Here is a 19,628-nt window from a genome sequence, read left to right on the forward strand (position 1 = left end):
CGCGGAGCCGCCCGCACGCCTCTTTCCCGGTCGCGATACGACCACGACCACGGAGGCGCAATGGCTGCAATCGACGACGCCCTGGCACGGCTGCGAGAGACCGACGCCGCCGGGCGTGCCGGCATCCCGAGTTCCAGTCCGCTGCACGCCGGACTGCAGCGGAGCGGAGTCGGGTTCGCCGCGCTCGGCGGCGGCATCGAAGAGCGCTGGCACCGTGCACTGGGCGAGCTTGCGGAGTGCATCGGGCCGCTGGCCGGCGTCGACGCCCTGTTCGAGGGCGGGGCATACCCGGGCGCGTGGCTGGAGAGCACCGCCACCATCAGCGCCGAGATCCTCGACCGGTTCGCACCGTCCGTCACCCGGGCCACGCACCTGCTCTTCGCCGACCTGGCGCGCGAGGACGGACTGCTGCCCTACAAGGTCACCGCGGATGGTGCGGCGTTCACGCAGATCCAGATGGTGACACCGCTCGCGCGCGGAGTCTGGCACCATTACCTGCGCTCCGGCCGGACGCCGGACGCCCGCGACTACCTGCGGCGCATGTACGACGCCATGTCGCTCCACGACGCGTGGCTCGCGCAGCATCGCGATACGCGCGGCACGGGTGCCGTCGAGGCGTTCTGCACCTTCGACACCGGCCACGACCTGTCGCCGCGCTTCTGGCACGTGCCCGAGCGCTGCTTCCGCGGGGATCCGGCGCGCTTCGACCCGGACGTCCCCGGGCTGCCCCGCATCGCGCCGGATCTCGCCGCGAACGTCGCGTGTCAGCGAGAGCACCTGGCGCTCATCGCGGCCGAGCTCGGCGAAGACGGGGCGCCGTGGCAGGAGCGGGCGGCAGCATCCGTCCGCGCATTGTTCGACCAGTGCTGGGACGAGTCCGACGGCATGTTCTACGACCGCACGCCTGACGGGCACGTGCGGATCGCGTCGGACGTGCTGCTGCGCGTGCTGGCGTGCGGGATCGGCGACGACGACTTCTTCGAGCGCGCGCTGGAGCGCCACCTCATGAACACCCGGCGATTCCTGTCGCAGGCAGGCTTCACCTCGATCGCGATGGACGACCCGCGCTTCGACGGCGATCACACCCGCAACTCGTGGGCGGGTCCCGTCAACCATCTGACACTGTTGCGCGCGCCGCAGGCATTCGCGGACCACGGCCGGCACGCCGAGCTCGGCCTCGTCCACCGTGCCGTCCTCGGAGCGGCCGCCGGGCACGACCGCTTCGCGCAGTGCCTCGACCCGTGGACCGGCGACGCCGGCTACACCAACGGCTACTCCCCCGCGATGCTGTGGCTGCTCGACGCCCTCGAGACCGACTGCGGCGTGCTGCCGCGCGCGGACGGCGAGGTGTGGCTGAGCGGGATGCCGCCCACGCGACTGGATCACGGTCAGTCTGCCGCCGCGACCGCGGCCGCCCGCACCGTCGGCGGAACGCGCTACGAGCTCGCCGCAGACGACGAAAGGGTCGAGGTGCATCGGGAGGGGCTCCTATGGCTGCGCTTCCCCCGCGGCTGGCGCGTGGTCGTGGGGCGCGACGGGCGCATCACCGGCGTCGTGGGGCTGTCGCCGGCGGTCGTCTCGGGAGAGCTGCGAATGGATGCTGCGCCCCCGCTGGCGCTCACACTCGGGCCGAACGACCACGTGTCGGTGGCCGACGGACAACCGACGGGCTGGCATCGCCCGGGATTCACACCGCCGCGCTTCTAGGATGAAGGCGCTGCGGCAGAGGGGGCCGGAGCGCCCGCGAGAGGAGACCTCCTTGGTCAGACGCACCCGAGCGACGACGATCGCCGAGGTCGCCCGGCACGCCGGGGTGTCGCCGGCGACGGTGTCGCGGGTCATGAACGACCGCTTCCTCGGCGAGCCCGAGATCGCGGACCGCGTGCGCGCGGCGGCACGCGAACTCGAATACTCGCCCAACCACCTCGCCCGGAGCTTCGCCCTCGGGCAGACGAACGCGATCGCGTTCCTGGTGCCCGACCTCGCCAACCCGTCGTTCCAGGCGGTGCTCTCCGGCCTCAGCAAGGCGGCGGGCGACGAGGGGTACCGCGTGCTCGTGGCCGACTCCGCCGAGATCCCCGAGGACGAGCCGCTGCTCGCCGCCGAGATCCGTCGTCGCTGCGACGCGCTGGTGCTGTGCGCACCGCGCATGGCCGAGGACGCTCTCGTGCGCACCACCGAGACGCTGGGCCCCGTCGTGCTGATGAACCGGTCGAGCCCGTCGGTCACCGCCCCGACGCTGTCGGTCGACTCGCGCAGCGGCTTCGAGGCGCTCGCCCGCCATCTCTACTCGCTCGGCCACCGGCGGCTCGTGTACGTCGAAGGGCCGCCAGGGGTGGCGAACGAGAAGCGGCTGCAGGGGCTCGACGACTTCCGCGCGTCGGTCAAGGGCGTCACGGTCGAGCGGGTCGCCGGCGGTCCTGGAAGCGAGAGCGGCCTCGACGCGGTCGAGGCGGTGGTGCGGTCGAAGGCGACAGCCGCGCTGGCCTTCAACGATCTCGTCGCGGTGGGTCTCGTGCATGGCCTCGTGGAGCGTGGCGTGCGGGTCCCCGACGACCTCTCGGTGACCGGGTTCGACGACATCCCGTTCGCCCGCTTCATGTCGCCATCGCTGACGACGGCGTCGGTGCCGCACGAGGTGCTCGGCGCGCTCGCGTGGAGCCGCATGCGCTCGCTCATCGAGGGCACGACGCCCGAGCACGACGTCGTCTTCCAGCCCCGTCTGGAGGTGCGCCGCTCGACGGCGGCGCCGCGAGGTTGAGCGTCACCGGGCGGGCGACCTCAGTGAGAATGGGAACATGCTGCGGGATCTCGGTCTGGAGAGTTCCGGCTCGGACGACGCCGTCTACCGGTTCCTCATCGCCCACGCCTCGGCGAGCGCGTCCGACCTCGCCAGGGCGCTCGCGATACCCGCGCCGATCGCGGACGGTGCGATCGCGCACCTGCGGGATCTCGGCCTGATCGTCCTCGAGCCCACGGGACCGGCATCCGCATCGCCGACCGAGTCGCGCTGGCGCGCCGTCGCGCCGGAGCTCGCGATCGGGCCCATGGTGGCGCGGTCGCGCGATCGGCTGCGTCGCGCCGAGGATGCGTTCCTCGAGCTGGTCGAAGCCTACCGGCGCGAGCACACGGCCGCCGCCGCGTCGGACCTCGTCGAGTTCGTCGACGGCCGGTCCGCGCAGGCCGCCTGGATCAGCAGGCTCGAGAGCGGCGCGCACCGATCGATCGACGTGTTCCAGACCGGACGCAACCTCGTGGTGCCCGTCGCCGACAGCATCTACGAGGATCCGCCCGAGCCCGACGCGGAACCCGAAGCCTCGACCGGCTTCGATCCCCTTGCGGAGCCCGCCGCCGCGCATCATGACGGGGTGCGCTACCGCGTCGTCGTCGACAGCGACTTCCTCACCGAGCCCGCCGCGATCCGCGCGCTGGACGAGCGGCTGGCGCTCGGCCACGAGGTCCGTATCGTCGATGACCCGCTCGCCAAGCTCGTGATCGTCGACGGCGAGCTGGGCATGATCCAGGTGAGCGGCACCGCGTCGGTCGTCCTGCGTGCGCCGCTGGTCGTGCTGGGCGCCCAGCTCTTCGAGACGACGTGGCGCCACGCACGCCCGTACTTCAGCGACGGTGCACAGCTGTCGACGGACGACCGGCGGGTGCTGCAGCTCATGCTGGCCGGGCTGACCGATGCCGCGGCCGCAAGTCAGCTCGGCACGTCGCCGCGCACCATCCAGCGGCGGCTGCGAGCGCTCATGAACCGCGCGCAGGTGACCTCGCGTGTGCAGTTGGGGTGGCACGCGATGCGCAACAACTGGATCTAGCGGAACAGCGAAGGGCGGCCGGCTCGCGACCGACCGCCCCTGCCTCGTACGACCGTCAGGGCATGGACGCGACGATCTTGTTGAGCGTCTGCCCCTTGTCCTTCGACACCGGCACCGGCACGTGCTCGGCCGTGACGTTGCGGGCGAACCAGTTGGTGATGACCCACTGCAGGTCGTCCGAATCGACCACGCCGTCGAGGTTGACGTCCGCCCCGCGGTCGGCCGTGCCCCGGGCGGCGTAGATCGCCGCCGCATCCTTGACGTCGATGACGTCATCGCCGTTCACGTCGCCGGCGAGCAGCGCGGGAATGGTACTGAACCGCTGACCCGCGAGCCCGAACTCGCCGTGCGTGGCGAGGTCGATGTCCTGATACCAGGCGAAGTGACCAGGGGTGCGGACGACGGCGGCGGCCTTCTCGTCGTCGTACGGCAGTCCATCCAGCGTGGCGCCGCCCTTCGCGTCGAACGTCCAGGTCTTGGCCGTGCCGTCGGGAAGCGTCAGCGTGCCGACGGTGCCCACGGTCGAGTAGTCGCGGTTCGCGTAGTCGAACGCGAACGACTGCGTGAGGAGCGCCTGCGGCGCGGGCTGGATGATGGCCGATGACACCGGGTTGAGGTAGCGGGTGCCCGGGTACACGACCTGGGGGGCCTTGCCACCGGTCAGCGACGTCGCGTAGACGCCGCCCGAGTACAACCCGGTCTGCTCGATGTAGCCGCCGTCGAGCACCTTGAAGGTCACACGGAACGTCGGCAGCTCGGCCGCGGTGACTCCCGCCGTGTCGTCCATCGCGACGCTGATCTTCTTGACGACCTGGCTCGACACCGTGCGCTCCGTCGTGGTCACCTCACCGGAAGCCACCGCAGCGAGTTCGTCGGTCTTCTCGATCGAGAGGATCTCGGTCGACGAAGGGCTGTAGCGCAGGTCCATGGCGTAGCTCGACCAGGCTTGGGTGTCGTGCGCTGTGAAGGTGTACGTCACGACGTCGCCCGGACGGGCCCAGGCCGCATCGGCTTCCCCGATGACGTATGGGTAGCCGTCTCGCAGCAGATAGACCTCCTGGCGGGTGCTCACGTTGCCGGCCGCGTCGGCGGCCCACATGCGCACGCTGGTCGCCGGGCCGGGGCTCAGTGTGACCTTGCCGTTGACCGCCCCGCTCGCATCCGGGTACCAGAGTCCCTCGGGGGCGCCGGTGAAACGCGTGAAGTACAGCCGGTTGTCGGACTGCGCGAGGTCGATGCCCGCGGCACGGATCTGGTCGAGCTCGCCGTCGACGAGTGACGCCCTCATCGTGTACTCGGTCGCGTCCGCCGGGACGCGGACGACCTTGGGGCGCGCCATGCTGTACGCCGCGAGTCCGTCGTCGTACACCGGGCTGGTCGTGTCGACGAACAGCGGCCGCGTGGTCTGGAACGTGTTGCCGTCGATGTCCACGCCGATGAGCTTCAGTGTGTACGCGCCCTGCGTCGCCCAGACCGGACGGTGGCTGACCGGCGCGGCCTCGTCACCTGTGAAGGGGTAGTACTGCCCCAGCAGGTTCACGTAGCCGTACCAGCGGTCCTCGAGCAGCGGCTGCGTGTCGACGGTACCGACCACGCCGAGGTCATTGCCGTCGGCATCGGCGAAGACGATGTCCATGTGGTCGATCTGCCCGGCCAGCTTGAAGCCGAAGACCGCTTGGCCATTCGTCGCCTCGCCGACGACCGACATGTCCTGGCCCTGCCGGTTCGTCACGACCGACTTGACCATGTCGACATCCGCGATGCCGCGATCAGCGACGCGCAGGCCGAACGGGATCTCGATCGGGTCCACCCCGGACGCGGTGAGGACGACATCCCCCTCGTAGTATCCCTTGGCCGCACTCGCGGGAACCTCGAGGTCGAACGTCACCTTGCCGCCGTTCTTCGACGCGGTCACCGTGCTCTTGGCAGCGGTGAGCCGCACACCGTTGGCGGCGGCATCCATCGACGTCCCGGAGCCCTGCGTGAACCGGACCGCGACCGCATATTTCGCGGGGGACGGGGCGGCCACCTCGACGGTCGCGGAGCGCGCGGCGCCGACACCGACGGCGACCAGCCCGAAGTCCAGGGCACCGGTGCGGTAGGGGTGATCGACCGTGGTCTGGTCGGGAAGCTCCAGTTCGGTCGTGGCATCCACCCACGCGGCGGTCTTCGCCGTGACGGCGGCGAGCGGGTCGACCTGACCGGCGCCGACCTCGTAGACGCTGCTGTCGACCGGCGGGGCGGCCGCGGTGTTCATGAGCGCGAGCTTGACCTGCTCCGGTGTCCGCGTGCGGTCGTACTGCAGAGCGAGCGCCGCGACGCCCGCGACGTATGGCGTCGCCATCGAGGTGCCGGACAGGTAGGCGTAGGCGTTCGTGTAGTCGGTGCCCTGCGGGTCGACGATGTCGAGAGGGATGCTGGACAGCACGCTGACACCGGGTGCCGTGATCTCGGGCTTGATCGCCATCGTGCCGTTGACCGGCCCGCGAGAGCTGAACGACGCGAGCGAGCCGTCGCCGAGTGTCAGCGTCCCATCGGGGGCGAAGGTCACCGCTGCCGAGCCGTCAGCGAGTGCCGCGTACAGCGCGGCACCCTGCTCGTCGGTGACCGAGAACGCCGGAACGAACTTCGTGCCCGACCCGAGGAATGCCGGGATGTGCCCCGTCGACCCGGCCTCGTTGACGACGATGACGGCCACGGCCCCGCGCTGCTTGGCATACTCGACCTTCGCGTTCAGCGTGATCTCGCCGCGGCGCACGAGCGCGACCTTGCCCTGCGGCACGTCTCCCGTGTAGCCGGCGCCGTTGCCGATCCCGCCGTCGAACATGTCGAACGTGCCGGCGAGCGGGCCGAACGGGTCGCTGTACGGCTGCGCGAGCAGGCGCCCCTGCACCTCGGCGCCGTCGGCGGTGATGGTGGCCGCCGGCAGGTCGAGCGGCGAGTCGTTCGCGCCGACCGTGATGGGCAGGGCGGCAGCCGCCGGCGCACCGATGGTGAACGCGTCGCTGCCGTCGTTGCCTGCCGCGACGACGGTCGTGATGCCGGCCAGCACGAGGTTGTTGGCTGCCATCGACTGCGGGCTGAGCGGGTCGTTGACAGACGCGCCGAGGGACATGTTGACGACGTCCATGCGATCGGTGAGCGCGCGGTCCATACCCGCGAGCACCGCGGTGGTGCTGCCCGAGCCGTACGGCCCGAGCACGCGGTACGAGTAGACGCGCGCGTCCGGAGCCACGCCCTGTGCGGATCCGGTCGTCGTACCGGTCCCGGCGATGATGCCGGCGACGTGCGTGCCGTGCTCGGTGTAGTACGTGCTGCCGTTCGACACCTCGGCCTTCTTCGAGGACTTCCAGTCCTCCCACGTGGTCTCCATCGGATCGTCGTCACCGTCGACGAAGTCGTAGCCGCCCGCATAGACGGCCTGCAGATCGGGGTGGTGGTAGTCGATGCCGGTGTCGATGATGCCGACCTTGATCCCGGTGCCGGTGACGCCGTCGGCGTGCAGCTTCGCCAGTCCGGCGGCGATCCCGTCCTGCACGTCGGCCGCTGTCGGCTCGGCCGCCGCGCTGCGACCGCCGAGAGCGGTCACCTCTGCATCGGGCCACACAGAGCTGACCTCTGCCGAGTCGAGGAGCTTCTCCACCTGGTCGCCGGGGAGCGTCAGGCTCACTCCGTTGAAGGCCTCGGTGTATTCGGCGGCGATCGTCGGCGCCGCTGCGGCCCCGTCCTCGCCCGTGAAGATCTGCGCCACGTCCTCTGCGAAGCGACGGTGCGAGTCGGCGACCTTCTTGCGAGCAGCGTCCTTCGGCAGGTCGACGCCGTCCTCGGCGGCGAGCAGGCGCTCGACGTCGGCGGGCTGCTGGGTGAACGACACGATCACCCCGACCGGGTCGGACGAAGCGAGCGTCTTCTCATCGAAGTTGAGCGGATCGACGTCGATCGCGCCGAGAGCATCGAGAGCGGCACGCTGGTCGTCGGTCAGCCCGGCGAGGATGGCTGCGGCATCCGACGCAGGATGAGGGGCGGCCACCGCCGCGACGGGGATGAGCCCGCCGACGACGACGGCGCCCGCTGCGACGGCAGCGAGCGCGCGAGGGAAGGTGGAGCGTTTCATGGGAATCTCCGGAAGGGCTTGTCACCCCGGCGACGAGTGCCGCGGGTCTGCCCTTCGACTCTCACACCGCGGCAGGCGGTTTCCCTAGCCGAGAGGCTGGCGAGACGACGACATGGCGCGAAGTCGACACCCGGGGTCAGTCGCGCGGCGGCCTCGTCGACGCGCGGGGCTTGAGCGAGGCCTCGAACACCTCGCGCACCGCGGTGCTGCGGCCCGCGATGCGCTCCAGCAGCATCTCGACGGCGCGGGCGCCCATGCGCTCGCCCGGCTGGTCGACGCTCGTGAGGCCGATCCCGGGGTGCGACGCCATCGCCACATCGTCGTAGCCGATCACCGACAGGTCGGCGCCGGTGTCGGAGAGCGCGCGCATCGCGCCGAAGGCCAGCTCGTCGTGTGCGGCGAAGACCGCCGTCGCCCGCGTGCCTCGGTCGATCGCCTCGCGCGTCGTCCGGTACGCGGCATCCGCACCGTCTTGGGTGCCCCACACCTCGGGTTCGAGTCCGCGCGCGGCCATCGCCGCGAGATACTCGCGCAGGCGCCCGCTGTGCGGGTACGGCGCATCCGGGTCCTCTCTCGGCAGCGTCAGGTGGGCGATGCGGGTGTGACCGAGATCGAACAGATGCTGCAGCGCCAGTCGCGCGCCGCCCAGATCGTCGCCGGCGACGACGTCGTACCTGTCCGACGTGTCGAGCCGCCCGAACATCACGAGGGGGACGGATGCCGCGATCCGTTCGAGCGCGTCCTCGTCGACCCGCGGCGACACCGCGATGAGCCCGTCGACCTGGCGGTCCACGAGGGCTTCGAGAGCACGGTAGCCGAGCCGGGACCCGGTCTCGGCCGGCGCCAGGATGATCTGGTACGGGGTGCCCTCGAGCGCCGAGGTGGCGCCGCGCACGATGCGCGTGAAGAACTGGTTGGCGAGGTCGGGCAGTTCGATGCCGATCGTGTACGTGCGCCCGCGCATGGCACGCGCGGCGATGCTGGGGCGATAGTTGAGCTCGGCCATCGCCGCCGTCACGCGCTCCCGCATCGAATCGCTCACGCCGTACGCGTCACGCAGCACCTTCGACACGGCGGCGCGCGACACGCCCGCCCGCGCCGCGACGTCCTCGATCGTCGCTCGCCGCGCCGGTGTGCCCGGGCCCATGCGCCCCGAGGCTCCGGACGCCGCATCTGCGGCGCCTGGCGAGGGCGTCGGACCCGTCATGCTTCTCCTTCGGACACCGGCTTCTGCAGTGCAAACGTACCCCGGCTCGGCGGGGCTGTTCGATGCAGAGTCCGTCGCGGCCGTCAAGTCCCTGTGACCGGGCTCGTGAAGGCGCCACGGTGGCTTCATGGATGCGCGACCCCACGGCGAAGACGACCCCGACCAGGACAATCCGATCGGGGGCGACGAGATCACCGAGCAGCAGCTCGAGGCCGACAACCCCGCGGAGGAAGAGACCCTCGAGACGCTGGACCCCGACAGCCCGCCGGCCTGACGAGCCGGCCCAGACGACTGATGATCACGCCTCGCGGGTGATCGTCACCTTGACGTGCAGGCTGCTCTTGAACGGTCCCGCGTAGACGCCGCGCAGCGGGGGCACGTCGTTGTAGTCGCGGCCGCGCCCGACGAGAACGTGGCGGTCGCCGATCTCGATGTTGTTGGTCGGGTCGAAGCCCTGCCACTCCCCCGCGAACCACTCGATCCACGCGTGCGACTCGCCCGTGACCGCGACGCCCACCTCGGCCGACGGCCGCGGGTGCAGGTACCCCGAGACGTAGCGCGCCGGGATCCCGACGACGCGCAGGGCGCCGAGGGTGATGTGCGCGATGTCCTGACAGACCCCCTTGCGGGCCTCCCAGGCTTCGGCGGCGGTGGAGTGCACTCCCGTCACCCCGTGCATGTACTCGACGGCATCCCCCACCGCCACCGCGATGGCGTGCGCGGCGCGGCCGGGATGGTCGTGCTGCGCCGCGATGGAGCGGGCGAGCTCGGCGACCTCGTCGTGCGGGCGGGTGCGGTTCGTCAGCGACAGCTGCTCGACGGTCTCGATCGAGCGGTTCGCTTCGCGGGCCAGTCCGTCCCACGTGACGTCGATGTGCTCGAGCGGGCGGGGGCGCACCTCGACGAGCGAGCGCGCCGTGATCGACAGCGCGGAGTGGGGCGACAGCACGTCGAACGCGGCGACGCGCGTGCCGAAGTAGTCGACATACTGATTGACCGACGTCGACGGTTCGATGTCGAGCGACGAGTTGAGCACGAACTGGCTGTCGGTCGAGACCGGCAGCATGCGCGCCTCGTTGTACGACGCCGTGACGTCGCCACCGTAGCTGAACCCGGTCTGGTGCTCGATGCGCAGCCGTTTCATGAGATCTCTCCGATCCAGCTCGGCTCGGCCTGCGTCGGGAAGAACCGGCCGCGGATCGCCTCGGACGCCTCGCGCGTGACCTGCTGCACGCGGTCCATGTGGGTGGGCAGCTCGCTCAGGATCTCGGAGATCGGCCGGTACTCCAGGTCGTTGCGGATCTGACCGAGGGCGCGCAGCACGGTGTTGGAGTGGCCGACGCGGTCGGCGCGCGGATCGATGGCGCTCATGCACTCCTCGGCGCGCTGGATCGAGTAGATGATCGACCGCGGGAAGAGGCGGTCCAGCAGCAGGAACTCCGCCGCGTTGCGCGCACTGGGCATGCCGCGATACGTGCGCAGGTACGCTTCGTACGCGCCGCACGAGCGCAGGATCGTGGTCCACGACGGGCCCGACGCCTCGGTCAGCGAGCGGGTGGCGAGCAGACGTGCCGTCATGTCGGTGCGCTCGATGCTGCGGCCGAGCGTGAAGAACTGCCAGGCCTCGTCGCGGCTCATGGAGGAGTCGTGGATGCCGACGGCCAGGGCCGCCCGTTCGCGCACCCACTGGAAGAACTCGTGCACGCGGTCGTTCTGCAGGCGCCGCGGCATCCGGGCGTTGGTGGTGTTGAGGGTCTCCCACAGCTCGGTCGAGACGATCTCGCGGGCGCGACGGGCGTTCTCGCGCGCGGCGGTGAGGGCGTAGGCGATGCTCGACGGGTTCATGCGGTCGACGGCCAGGCGCGACAGCACGTCCTCGCGGCGCACGTGCTCGACGCCCTCGGGCGGGAGCGACCCCATGACGCTCAGCAGCGACCGGCACGCGGTGTCTTCGTCGATCCACGGATCTTCGAGCAGCAGCTGCAGATGGACGTCGAGGATGCGGGCGGTGCCGTCGCTGCGCTCGATGTAGCGCCCGATCCAGAACAAGCTCTCGGCGATGCGGCTCAGCATGACGCCCCTCCGTCCTGCGCCTGCTGCTGCTGCTCGTGCTGCGCGTGGGTGCCGTTGCCGGGGTCCTGCGGAGAGTGCGTGGGCTCGCTCTGGGCGTCGTAGACGATCGGGATCGCAGCCGTCACGTTGGCCGCCTGGTCGGCGACGAGCTCGGGAACGCCGCGGCCGTGGCTGTACTCGACGGCTCCCGGGGCGGCGCCGCCGACGATCCAGGTGTCCTTCGACCCGCCGCCCTGGCTGGAGTTGACGACGAGCTGCCCTTCGGGGAGCGCGACGCGGGTCAGGCCGCCGGGCAGCACCCAGACGTCTTCGCCGTCATTGACGGCGAACGGACGCAGGTCGGCGTGGCGCGGGCGCATGCCGTCCTCGACGAGCGTCGGGATCGTCGAGAGCATCACGACCGGCTGGGCGATCCACCCGCGAGGGTCGGACTGCAGCTGCCGGCGCAAGCGGTCGAGTTCGGCGGGCGAGGCGTCGGGTCCGACCACGAGGCCCTTGCCGCCCGAGCCGTCAACGGGTTTCACGACGAGCTCGTCGAGCCGGTCGAGCACCTCTTCGAGCGCGCCCGGGTCTTCGAGACGCCACGTGTCGACGTTCTTGAGGATCGGCTCCTCCGCCAGGTAGTACCGGATGAGGTCGGGCACATAGGTGTACAGCAGCTTGTCGTCGGCGACGCCGTTGCCGACGGCGTTCGCGATCGTGACGTTGCCCAGGCGCGCCGCGAGCATGAGCCCGGGGGCGCCGAGCATCGAGTCCGCGCGGAACTGCAGCGGATCGAGGAAGTCGTCGTCGACGCGACGGTAGATGACGTCGACGCGCTGGGGCCCGCGCGTGGTGCGCATGAACACCTTGCCGCCCACGCACAGCAGGTCGCGCCCCTCGACGAGCTCGACGCCCATGAGGCGCGCGAGCAGAGTGTGCTCGAAGTACGCGGAGTTGTAGACGCCGGGCGTCAGCACGACGACGTTGGGGTCCTCGATACCCGCCGGCGCCGAAGCGCGCAGGGCCGCGAGCAGCTTGTTGGGGTAGTCGCCCACGGGCCGCACGCGCATCGAGACGAACAGCTCGGGCAGGGTCTGCGCCATGACCCGCCGGTTCGAGATGACGTAGCTGACGCCCGACGGCACGCGCACGTTGTCTTCGAGCACCCGCATCTCGCCGTGCTCGTCGCGGATGAGGTCGATGCCCGACACCTGGATCCGCACGCCGTTGGCGGGCTGGATGCCGGCGGCCTGGCGATAGAAGTACTGCGAGCTGGAGATCAGCCGGGCGGGGAGCACCTCGTCGCGCACGCAGTGCTGGTTGCCGTACGCGTCGGCGAGGAACGCCTCGAGCGCGCGCACACGCTGCTTGACCCCCGCCTCGATGCGCGACCACTCGTCGAACGCGATGATGCGCGGCACGGCGTCGAGCGGGAACGGCCGCTCCTCGCCCGCGAAGTCGAAGGTGACGCCCTGGGCGAGGTACGAGCTGGCGAGCGAATCGGTGCGTCCGCGCAGCTCTTCCTGCGTCATCTGGGCCAGCGCCTGGTACAGCTCTCGATAGGCCTCGCGCGACTCGGCCGGAGCGCCGGGGTGGGCCGGGCTCCCGAACATCTCGTCGAACGCGGGCACCCCCGAGGGCGTCTTGCGCGGCGCGAGCGTCGAGCCGTAGCCGTCGAACAGATCACCCATGCGAAGAGCCTAATGCGGCGCTGATTGCCGACATGTTTCGGAGCGCGCCTGCCCGACGAGTGGTGCGGATGCCGCGGCCCGAACGTACCCTGAGACCATGGCTCGTGCGTCCCGGCGGGACCGCGTCGCGGCGCCCCTGGCGTGGGCGGCCGGCGTCGCCGCCGTCGCGCTCGGAGCAGGGCTCGGCGAGCTCGTCGCCGCGGTGGTGTCACCCTCGTCGAGTCCGGTCGCCGCGATCGGCGGCGCGCTCATCGACCTGGCACCGCCGTGGGCGAAGGACGCCGCTATCGCCCTGTTCGGCACGGGCGACAAGGCCGCCCTGCTCACCGGCATCGCGATCGGGATGATCGTGCTCGCCGCCCTCGCCGGCTGGCTCGAGGCGCGCGTCCCGCCATGGGGCGTCGTGGTGGTCGCCGCGTTCGGCACGGGCGGCGCGATCATCGCCGTGACCCGACCCGGCGCGGGAGCGCTGGCGTGGCTGCCGGCCGTCGTCGCGGGCGCCGTCGGCGCCGTCGCGCTGGGGCTGCTGGTCAGGATGCTGCGGCCGCGACCCGCGGAGACGCCCGCTGCGCCCGCGGGCACAGAATCGGATCCGCAGGAGCGGACCGGCGCCGAGACACGCCGTCTCGTCCCCGCCCATGACGGCGTGTCGCATCCTCCATCCGCACCTGCGGATCCACGCGAACCCGCGGCATCGCCCCCGAGCCGCCGGGCGTTCTTCGCGTGGGCGGGGGCGGCGACCGCCGTCGGCGTGCTCGCGATCGCGATCGGCGGCCTGCGCACGACCGCGTCGGCCGGCGTCGCCGCGGCGCGGCGGGCACTGCGTCTTCCCGAGCCTCGGATGGCGGCATCCCCCGCTCCCGCCGGGGCGGAGCTCGACCTGCCGGGCCTTGCCCGCGTCGTGACGCCGAACGACCGGTTCTACCGCATCGACACGGCGCTCATCGTTCCCGAGCTCGACCCCGCCGACTGGCGACTGCGCATCCACGGCATGGTCGCGCACGAGGTCGAGCTCACGTGGGACGAACTGCTCGCGCTGCCGCTGCAGGAATCGTGGACGACGCTCACGTGCGTCTCGAACGAGGTGGGCGGCGACCTCATCGGCAATGCGCGGTGGCTCGGGTACCCGGTGCGCGAGCTGCTGGCGCGGGCAGTGCCGGACGCCGACGCCGACATGGTGCTGTCGCGCTCGATCGACGGGTTCACGGCATCCACTCCGCTCGAAGCGCTCACCGACGCGCGCGACGCGATCCTCGCAGTCGGCATGAACGGCGAGCCGCTGCCGCTGGAGCACGGCTTCCCGGTGCGGATGGTCGTGCCGGGGCTGTACGGGTATGTGTCGGCCACGAAGTGGGTCGTCGACCTGGAGGTGACCCGCTTCGACCGGGCGACGGCGTACTGGACGACCCGCGGCTGGTCGGCGCGCGGGCCCATCAAGCTCGAATCGCGCATCGACGTGCCACGCCGCGGACAGGGACTCAAAGCCGGCGAGGTGGTGATCGCGGGCGTCGCGTGGCAGCAGCAGGTGGGGATCGACGCCGTCGAGGTGCGCATCGACGAGGGCGAGTGGCGGCCCGCCACCCTGGCGGCCGCGATCTCGGACGACACCTGGGTGCAGTGGAGCATGCCCTGGGCGGCAGATAAGGGCGACCACGTCATCCAGTGCCGGGCCACCAGCAAGGCGGGCGAGGTGCAGACCGATGAGGTCGCGCCGCCGGCGCCGGACGGCGCCACCGGCTGGCACTGGCGGACGGTCTCGGTGTTCTGACGCGCGCCGACGGCACCCCGACCGCCCGGGGCGATATGTCCAGGTGTGCCCGGGTTTCGCGAACCGGACGCATCCGGCCGGTGCGCCCGATAGCATGCGAGGAGGACCGGCCGCTGGGGAGCGCCGGCACCGGGGAGGTATGGGTGCCTGATCCGTTGGAGCTGCTCGTCGCGCGCCTGATCGAGCTGGCGACGATCGACGAGACCACCGGCATGCGCCGGCTGCCTCCCGAGCGCGAGCTGTGCGACGCGCTCGGAATGAGCCGCGGCACGCTGCGCGAGCAGCTCGCGGTGCTCGAGCGCCTCGGCTTCCTCACGCGCACGCAGGGCCGCGGCACGTACCTCAGCAACCCGTCGTACGACTTCGTGCGCACGTTCTTCGCCATCGCGCGCGAGCTCGGGCATCTCACCGACGCCGAGTTCTCAGAATCCCGCGTGCTGCTCGAAGAGGCGCTGGCCGAGGCCGCCGCCCGCCGCGCGACCGCCGACGAGATCGCGCAGCTGCGCGCCGAGGTCGATCGCATGGTCGCCTCGCAGGCCGCCGGCGACCCCGACGAGGCGCGCGAGGCCGATGTCGCCTTCCACCGCCGCCTGCAGACGGTCGTCGACAACTCCGTGCTGCAGTTCCTGCACGAGGGCCTCAGCCACGTCCTGCGCGACGACATCGCCGCACGCCGGCTCGCCGTCGCCGAGACCGACGAGGATCGCCGGACCGACAGCATCCACTACGAGATCGTCGACGCGATCGCCGCCGGAGACCCGGCCGGCGCGCGCTCGGCGATGCGCCGCCACTTCGGCGACGTCGCCCCCGGAGTGCGGCCGGCCTGACCCGCCCGCGGGTCGGTGGCGGGTTCAGCCGGCGAGCACCGTCCGCAGCTGCTCGACCGCCCAGTCGAGCTCGGTCGCGCGAATGACGAGCGGCGGGGCGATCCGGATCGTCTGGCCGTGCGTGTCCTTCACGAGCACGCCACGAGCGATGAGGCGCTCGGCGACGTCGCGCCCGGTGCCGGCGGCTGGGTCGATGTCGACGCCCGCCCACAGGCCCGCGACGCGCACGGCGGTGACGCCGTGGCCGATGAGCTCCCCCAGTTTCGCCTCGAGGTGCTCGCCCAGCAGCTTCGCACGGTTCTGGAACTCTCCGGTCTGCAGCAGTTCGACCACGCGCAGTCCGACCGCCGCCGCGAGCGGGTTGCCGCCGAACGTCGAGCCGTGCTCGCCCGGGCGGATCACCCCGAGGACGTCACGATCCGCCACGACGGCAGAGACGGGAAGGATGCCGCCGCCCAGCGCCTTGCCGAGCAGATACACGTCGGGCACGACGCCCTCGCGATCGCAGGCGAACGTCTCGCCCACGCGGCCGAGACCGGACTGGATCTCGTCGGCGATGAACAGCACACCGTGCGCCGTGCAGATGTCGCGCACGGCACGCAGGTAGCCATCGGGCGGCAGGACGACGCCCGCCTCGCCCTGGATGGGCTCGATCAGCACGGCCACCGTCTCGGGCGTGATCGCGGCCTCGATCGCCGCGGCGTCGCCATACGGAACCGACACGAAGCCGGGCGCGAACGGGCCGAAGCCGTCGCGCGCCGAGGCATCGTCGCTGAAGCCTACGATCGTAGTGGTGCGGCCGTGGAAGTTGCCGTGGGCGACCACTATGGTCGCGGCATCCACCGGCACGCCCTTCACGCGGTACCCCCACGCGCGGGCGACCTTGATGCCCGTCTCGACGGCCTCGGCGCCGGTGTTCATCGGCAGCACGAGGTCCTTGCCGCAGAGCTCGGCGAGCGCCGCGGCGAAGGGACCGAGACGGTCGTTGTGGTAGGCACGGCTGGTGAGGGTGAGGCGGCCCAGCTGCTCCTGCGCGGCGGCGAGGATCGCGGGATGCCCGTGCCCGAAGTTCAGCGCCGAGTAGGCCGACAGCAGGTCGAGGTACCGCTTGCCCTCGACATCGGTCACCCATGCTCCCTCGCCGCCGGAGATGACGACGGGGAGCGGGTGGTAGTTGTGGGCGAGATGCTCGTCCTCACCGGCGATGATGCGGATCGTCGCGGTATCGGTGAAATGCTGGTCCCCGAGTTGGTCGAGGGGCGTGGTGGTCACGGGATTCCTCCGCTCAGCGCCGCAACTCGAGCGTGCAGCACTTGATGCCGCCGCCGCCGAGCAGCAGCTCGGACAGGTCGACGAGCACCGGGTTGTAGCCGCGCTCGCGCAGTTGCGCCTCGAAGCCGGTGGCGCGCGGCGAGATGATGACGTTCCGGCCGTCGCTGGCCGAGTTGAGGCCGAACACGGCGCCGTCGGCGTCGGCGACCTTGATCGCGTCGGGGAAGCGCGCGGCGAGCTCCTGCTGTGAGGCGGCGTCGAACGCGTGCTCGAGGTACGCGATGTTGGCCTTGTCGACGCCACCCGGGCCCTGGACGGGGTCGAGCACCGAGATCGCGGTGTCGAGGTGGTAGAAGCGCGGGTCCACCAGCGTGAGCGACACGACCTCTTTGCCGAACACGTCCGCCAGCTCGCGGTGGCTGTCGCCCGTGGAGCGGAACCCGGTGCCGGCGAGGATCGTGTCGCCGACGAGCAGGAAGTCGCCCTCGCCCTCGTTGACCTCGACCGGCTCGGCGACCTCGAAGCCGTTGTCACGGAACCAGTCCATGAACGCCGGGCCTTCGGGCACCCGCTCCTGGTATCGGAACTTCGCGCCGTACGCGACTCCGCCGATCACGAACCCGCCGTTGGCCGTGTAGACCATGTCGGGAAGCCCGGGGATCGGGTCGATCAGCTGCACGTCGTGCCCGAGCGCGATGTACGTGTCGTACAGCGTCTGCCACTGCCGCACCGCCAGAGCGGTGTCGGTGGGGTTCGCCGGCTCCATCCACGGGTTGATCGTGTAGCTCACCGTGAAGTGCTCGGGGCGGCACATCAGGTAGCTGCGGTGCTGCTGGATCCGGCCCTCGGCCCCTGAATCGGTGGGGGCCGCGGCGGTCTCGGCGGGTGCAGGCGCGATGTCGTTGGACATGTGTCTCCTTGCGAAGTACGGCGGACGCTGTCCACAGGCCCGGCGGCTCCGTCTCACTCGGTCCAGAGTGCGGCGAAGAGCAGTCCCGGGCACGCCGGTCCTATTCTCTCACGCCCCCTGCATGGGGCCTGGGAGTGAGGAGAGGGATGCCGCATCCTCACTCCGCGATCACCACGACCTTGCCCGCCACGTGGCCGTCGGCGACGTGCGCGAGCGCGTCGCGCGCGTCGGCGAACGCGAAGCGCCGCTCGATCACGGGATCGAGCTCGCCCGAGACGGCGAGCGCGACGAGGGCGGCCAGCACGCGGGGCTTCGGGGTCGCGGCGAGCGGCACGAGGGTACGCCGCGAGCCGATCGACAGCAGCCCGGCCCGCAGCAGACGCCCGATCGGTCCGAGCACGCGACCGCCCTCGCCCGAGACGAGCACGACGCGGCCGCCGTCGCGCACGAGGCGACGAAGCTCGCGCAGCGGCGCGGCGCCGGCGATGTCGATGACCGCGTCGAACTCGTGCTCGCCGAGCTCGGGCGACCCCGGCTGCACGCGGTGATAATCGAAGGTCCTTGACGCGCCGAGGGACTCGACGAGCGATCGGTTGCGCTCGCCGCACAGCGCCCACACGTCGGCACCGCGCAGGGCAGCCAGCTGCACCGCGAACGTGCCGACGCCGCCGGACGCGCCGATCACGAGCACCCGCGCATGGTCCGGGCCTGCGCCGTCGACGGATCCGAGCCGGGCGAGCTCGAGGGCCTGCCACGCCGTCCCGCCGGCGACCGGCAGCGTCGCCGCGAGCACGGCGTCGAGACCGGGCGGGCGCGCCACGAGCCGCGACGCCGGCGCGAGGGCGTACCCGGCGAGCGCGCCGCCGGCCAGCTCGCCGACGACCTCGTCGCCCACCGCGAGCCCCGTCACGCTGTCGCCGACGGCGACCACGGTGGCGGCGGCATCCATCCCCCGCACCGGCTGGCGCGGCCGACGCATGCCGAACGCGAGGCGCACGAGGAGCGGCTCACCGCGCATGACGCGGATGTCGCCGTTGTTGAGGCCGGTCGCACGCAGGCGCAGCAGCACCTGGCCGCGATCGGGAGAGGGCACGGCGACCGTCTCGAGCGAGACGGCGTCGGCGTCGCCGTAGCGATGCTGCCGCCAGGCGGGCATGGTGGCGGTGGTCGTCGGGGTGCGCATGTCAGCCCTCCGGGTAGTCGAAGAGGTCGTCGAGCCCGACGCCGAAGGCGCGGGCCAGCTGGAAGGCGAGTTCGAGGCTGGGCGAGTAGCGCCCCTGCTCGATCGCGATGAGGGTCTGCCGCGTCACACCCACGGCGCGGGCGAGATCGGCCTGCGTCATGCCGGCGGCCTCGCGCGTCGCGCGGATGGAGTTGGTGACCCGCGTGGGCTTGACCATCAGACGAGCCCGCGGCGGTAGGCGATGACGCTCGCGATGCCGCCGACGATCGACGACACCGCGAAGCCGAAGAACATCGTGTTGGCGATCCAGAACCAGTCCGCTTCGAACGCGCACAGCACGATCACGCCGAGTCCGGCGATCACGAGGAACGCCTGCCCCACCCTGGTCGACATGTGGGCGATGTCGCGGTCGCGCTGATCGCTCGTGCCGACGCCGTCAGGGTCCCGCATGCCGGCGACGATGCCCCAGGCGATGCTGACGACGATCGCCGCGACGATGCCGCCGCCGATGACCCACAGCATCAGCGGCACCCAATCGGTCTCCGCCAGCGGACCGCCGCCGGCCTGCTGAAGCACGAGCACGACGTAGACGATCACGCCGACGATGCTCACGATGAGACTCGCCCAGATGTTGCGCTCTTCGTAGACCATGACTCCACCCTCCGGCCATGTAAAGAATCTTTGACATGAGGTTAGGTCGACGCGAGTGTGATGTCAAGGATTCTTTACATTGCCTCGAGCGGCGCAGCTCGGCCACAATGAGGAACGGCGGGCGGAACG

At 71.2% G+C, this 19,628-nt stretch carries 16 protein-coding genes; 6 read left to right on the top strand and 10 right to left on the bottom strand.

The annotated features are described in order from the left end of the window. The first annotated feature begins 60 nt into the window (after positions 1 to 60). The 3 genes from IF188_RS02830 to IF188_RS02840 are packed head-to-tail and all read left to right on the top strand — an operon-like array spanning position 61 to position 3,821. On the top strand, positions 61 to 1,707 hold the full coding sequence (locus IF188_RS02830) for an MGH1-like glycoside hydrolase domain-containing protein (RefSeq protein WP_191170232.1): 1,647 nt from the start codon (positions 61 to 63) through the stop codon (positions 1,705 to 1,707). Positions 1,708 to 1,759: 52 nt separating this feature from the next. Continuing rightward, the gene (locus IF188_RS02835) at positions 1,760 to 2,761 is read left to right on the top strand and encodes a LacI family DNA-binding transcriptional regulator (RefSeq protein ID WP_224751295.1); all 1,002 of its coding nucleotides are present in this window, start codon (positions 1,760 to 1,762) and stop codon (positions 2,759 to 2,761) included. A 37-nt stretch (positions 2,762 to 2,798) separates the two neighbouring features. Then, positions 2,799 to 3,821 carry a helix-turn-helix transcriptional regulator gene (locus tag IF188_RS02840; protein WP_224751296.1) on the top strand — a complete coding sequence of 341 codons (1,023 nt, stop codon included), beginning with the start codon at positions 2,799 to 2,801 and terminating at the stop codon, positions 3,819 to 3,821. Positions 3,822 to 3,876: 55 nt separating this feature from the next. On the opposite strand, the gene IF188_RS02845 is transcribed toward IF188_RS02840, so the two are convergent. Further along, the gene (locus IF188_RS02845; protein WP_191170234.1) at positions 3,877 to 7,935 is read right to left on the bottom strand and encodes a S8 family serine peptidase; all 4,059 of its coding nucleotides are present in this window, start codon (positions 7,933 to 7,935) and stop codon (positions 3,877 to 3,879) included. 136 nt (positions 7,936 to 8,071) lie between these two features. Then, on the bottom strand, positions 8,072 to 9,142 hold the full coding sequence (locus IF188_RS02850) for a LacI family DNA-binding transcriptional regulator (RefSeq protein WP_224751297.1): 1,071 nt from the start codon (positions 9,140 to 9,142) through the stop codon (positions 8,072 to 8,074). 127 nt (positions 9,143 to 9,269) lie between these two features. On the opposite strand from IF188_RS02850, the gene IF188_RS02855 reads away from it, so the two are divergent. Beyond that, complete coding sequence (locus IF188_RS02855) at positions 9,270 to 9,416, top strand: hypothetical protein (protein ID WP_191170235.1); 147 nt, start codon at positions 9,270 to 9,272, stop codon at positions 9,414 to 9,416. Between the two features lie 24 nt (positions 9,417 to 9,440). Here the strand turns inward: IF188_RS02855 and IF188_RS02860 are convergent, their stop codons facing one another. From IF188_RS02860 to IF188_RS02870, 3 genes are read right to left on the bottom strand one after another with little or no spacing between them, the layout of a single operon-like run. Further along, the gene (locus IF188_RS02860; protein ID WP_191170236.1) at positions 9,441 to 10,286 is read right to left on the bottom strand and encodes a transglutaminase family protein; all 846 of its coding nucleotides are present in this window, start codon (positions 10,284 to 10,286) and stop codon (positions 9,441 to 9,443) included. Then, entirely contained in the window at positions 10,283 to 11,215 is a 933-nt protein-coding gene (locus IF188_RS02865; RefSeq protein WP_191170237.1) for an alpha-E domain-containing protein, read from the bottom strand. The genes IF188_RS02860 and IF188_RS02865 overlap by 4 nt, the downstream gene beginning before the upstream one ends. Then, a complete protein-coding gene (locus IF188_RS02870; protein WP_191170238.1) occupies positions 11,209 to 12,888 on the bottom strand; it encodes a circularly permuted type 2 ATP-grasp protein in 1,680 nt (559 codons plus the stop codon). The genes IF188_RS02865 and IF188_RS02870 overlap by 7 nt, the downstream gene beginning before the upstream one ends. A 97-nt stretch (positions 12,889 to 12,985) precedes the next feature. On the opposite strand from IF188_RS02870, the gene IF188_RS02875 reads away from it, so the two are divergent. Continuing rightward, a complete protein-coding gene (locus tag IF188_RS02875; RefSeq protein ID WP_191170239.1) occupies positions 12,986 to 14,656 on the top strand; it encodes a molybdopterin-dependent oxidoreductase in 1,671 nt (556 codons plus the stop codon). 143 nt (positions 14,657 to 14,799) lie between these two features. Next, a complete protein-coding gene (locus tag IF188_RS02880) occupies positions 14,800 to 15,483 on the top strand; it encodes a FadR/GntR family transcriptional regulator (protein WP_318152738.1) in 684 nt (227 codons plus the stop codon). A 24-nt stretch (positions 15,484 to 15,507) separates the two neighbouring features. Here IF188_RS02880 and rocD read toward each other — a convergent pair whose 3' ends face one another. The 5 genes from rocD to IF188_RS02905 form a co-directional block, all read right to left on the bottom strand. Next, positions 15,508 to 16,698 carry an ornithine--oxo-acid transaminase gene (gene rocD, locus IF188_RS02885; RefSeq protein WP_191170329.1) on the bottom strand — a complete coding sequence of 397 codons (1,191 nt, stop codon included), beginning with the start codon at positions 16,696 to 16,698 and terminating at the stop codon, positions 15,508 to 15,510. A gap of 70 nt (positions 16,699 to 16,768) precedes the next feature. Then, positions 16,769 to 17,665 (bottom strand): dimethylargininase, encoded by an 897-nt coding sequence (gene ddaH, locus IF188_RS02890; protein WP_396652731.1) that lies wholly within the window; start codon positions 17,663 to 17,665, stop codon positions 16,769 to 16,771. Between the two features lie 157 nt (positions 17,666 to 17,822). Next, positions 17,823 to 18,848 (bottom strand): NAD(P)-dependent alcohol dehydrogenase, encoded by a 1,026-nt coding sequence (locus tag IF188_RS02895; RefSeq protein WP_191170240.1) that lies wholly within the window; start codon positions 18,846 to 18,848, stop codon positions 17,823 to 17,825. A 1-nt stretch (position 18,849) separates the two neighbouring features. Further along, on the bottom strand, positions 18,850 to 19,065 hold the full coding sequence (locus IF188_RS02900) for a helix-turn-helix transcriptional regulator (RefSeq protein ID WP_191170241.1): 216 nt from the start codon (positions 19,063 to 19,065) through the stop codon (positions 18,850 to 18,852). Then, positions 19,065 to 19,499: a hypothetical protein gene (locus IF188_RS02905; RefSeq protein WP_191170242.1), complete on the bottom strand. Its 435-nt coding sequence runs from the start codon at positions 19,497 to 19,499 to the stop codon at positions 19,065 to 19,067. The genes IF188_RS02900 and IF188_RS02905 overlap by 1 nt, the downstream gene beginning before the upstream one ends. Between the last annotated feature and the right edge of the window lie 129 nt (positions 19,500 to 19,628).

Origin of the sequence: Microbacterium helvum, from assembly GCF_014779795.1 — a bacterium.
In the GTDB taxonomy this organism is placed as follows: domain Bacteria; phylum Actinomycetota; class Actinomycetes; order Actinomycetales; family Microbacteriaceae; genus Microbacterium; species Microbacterium helvum.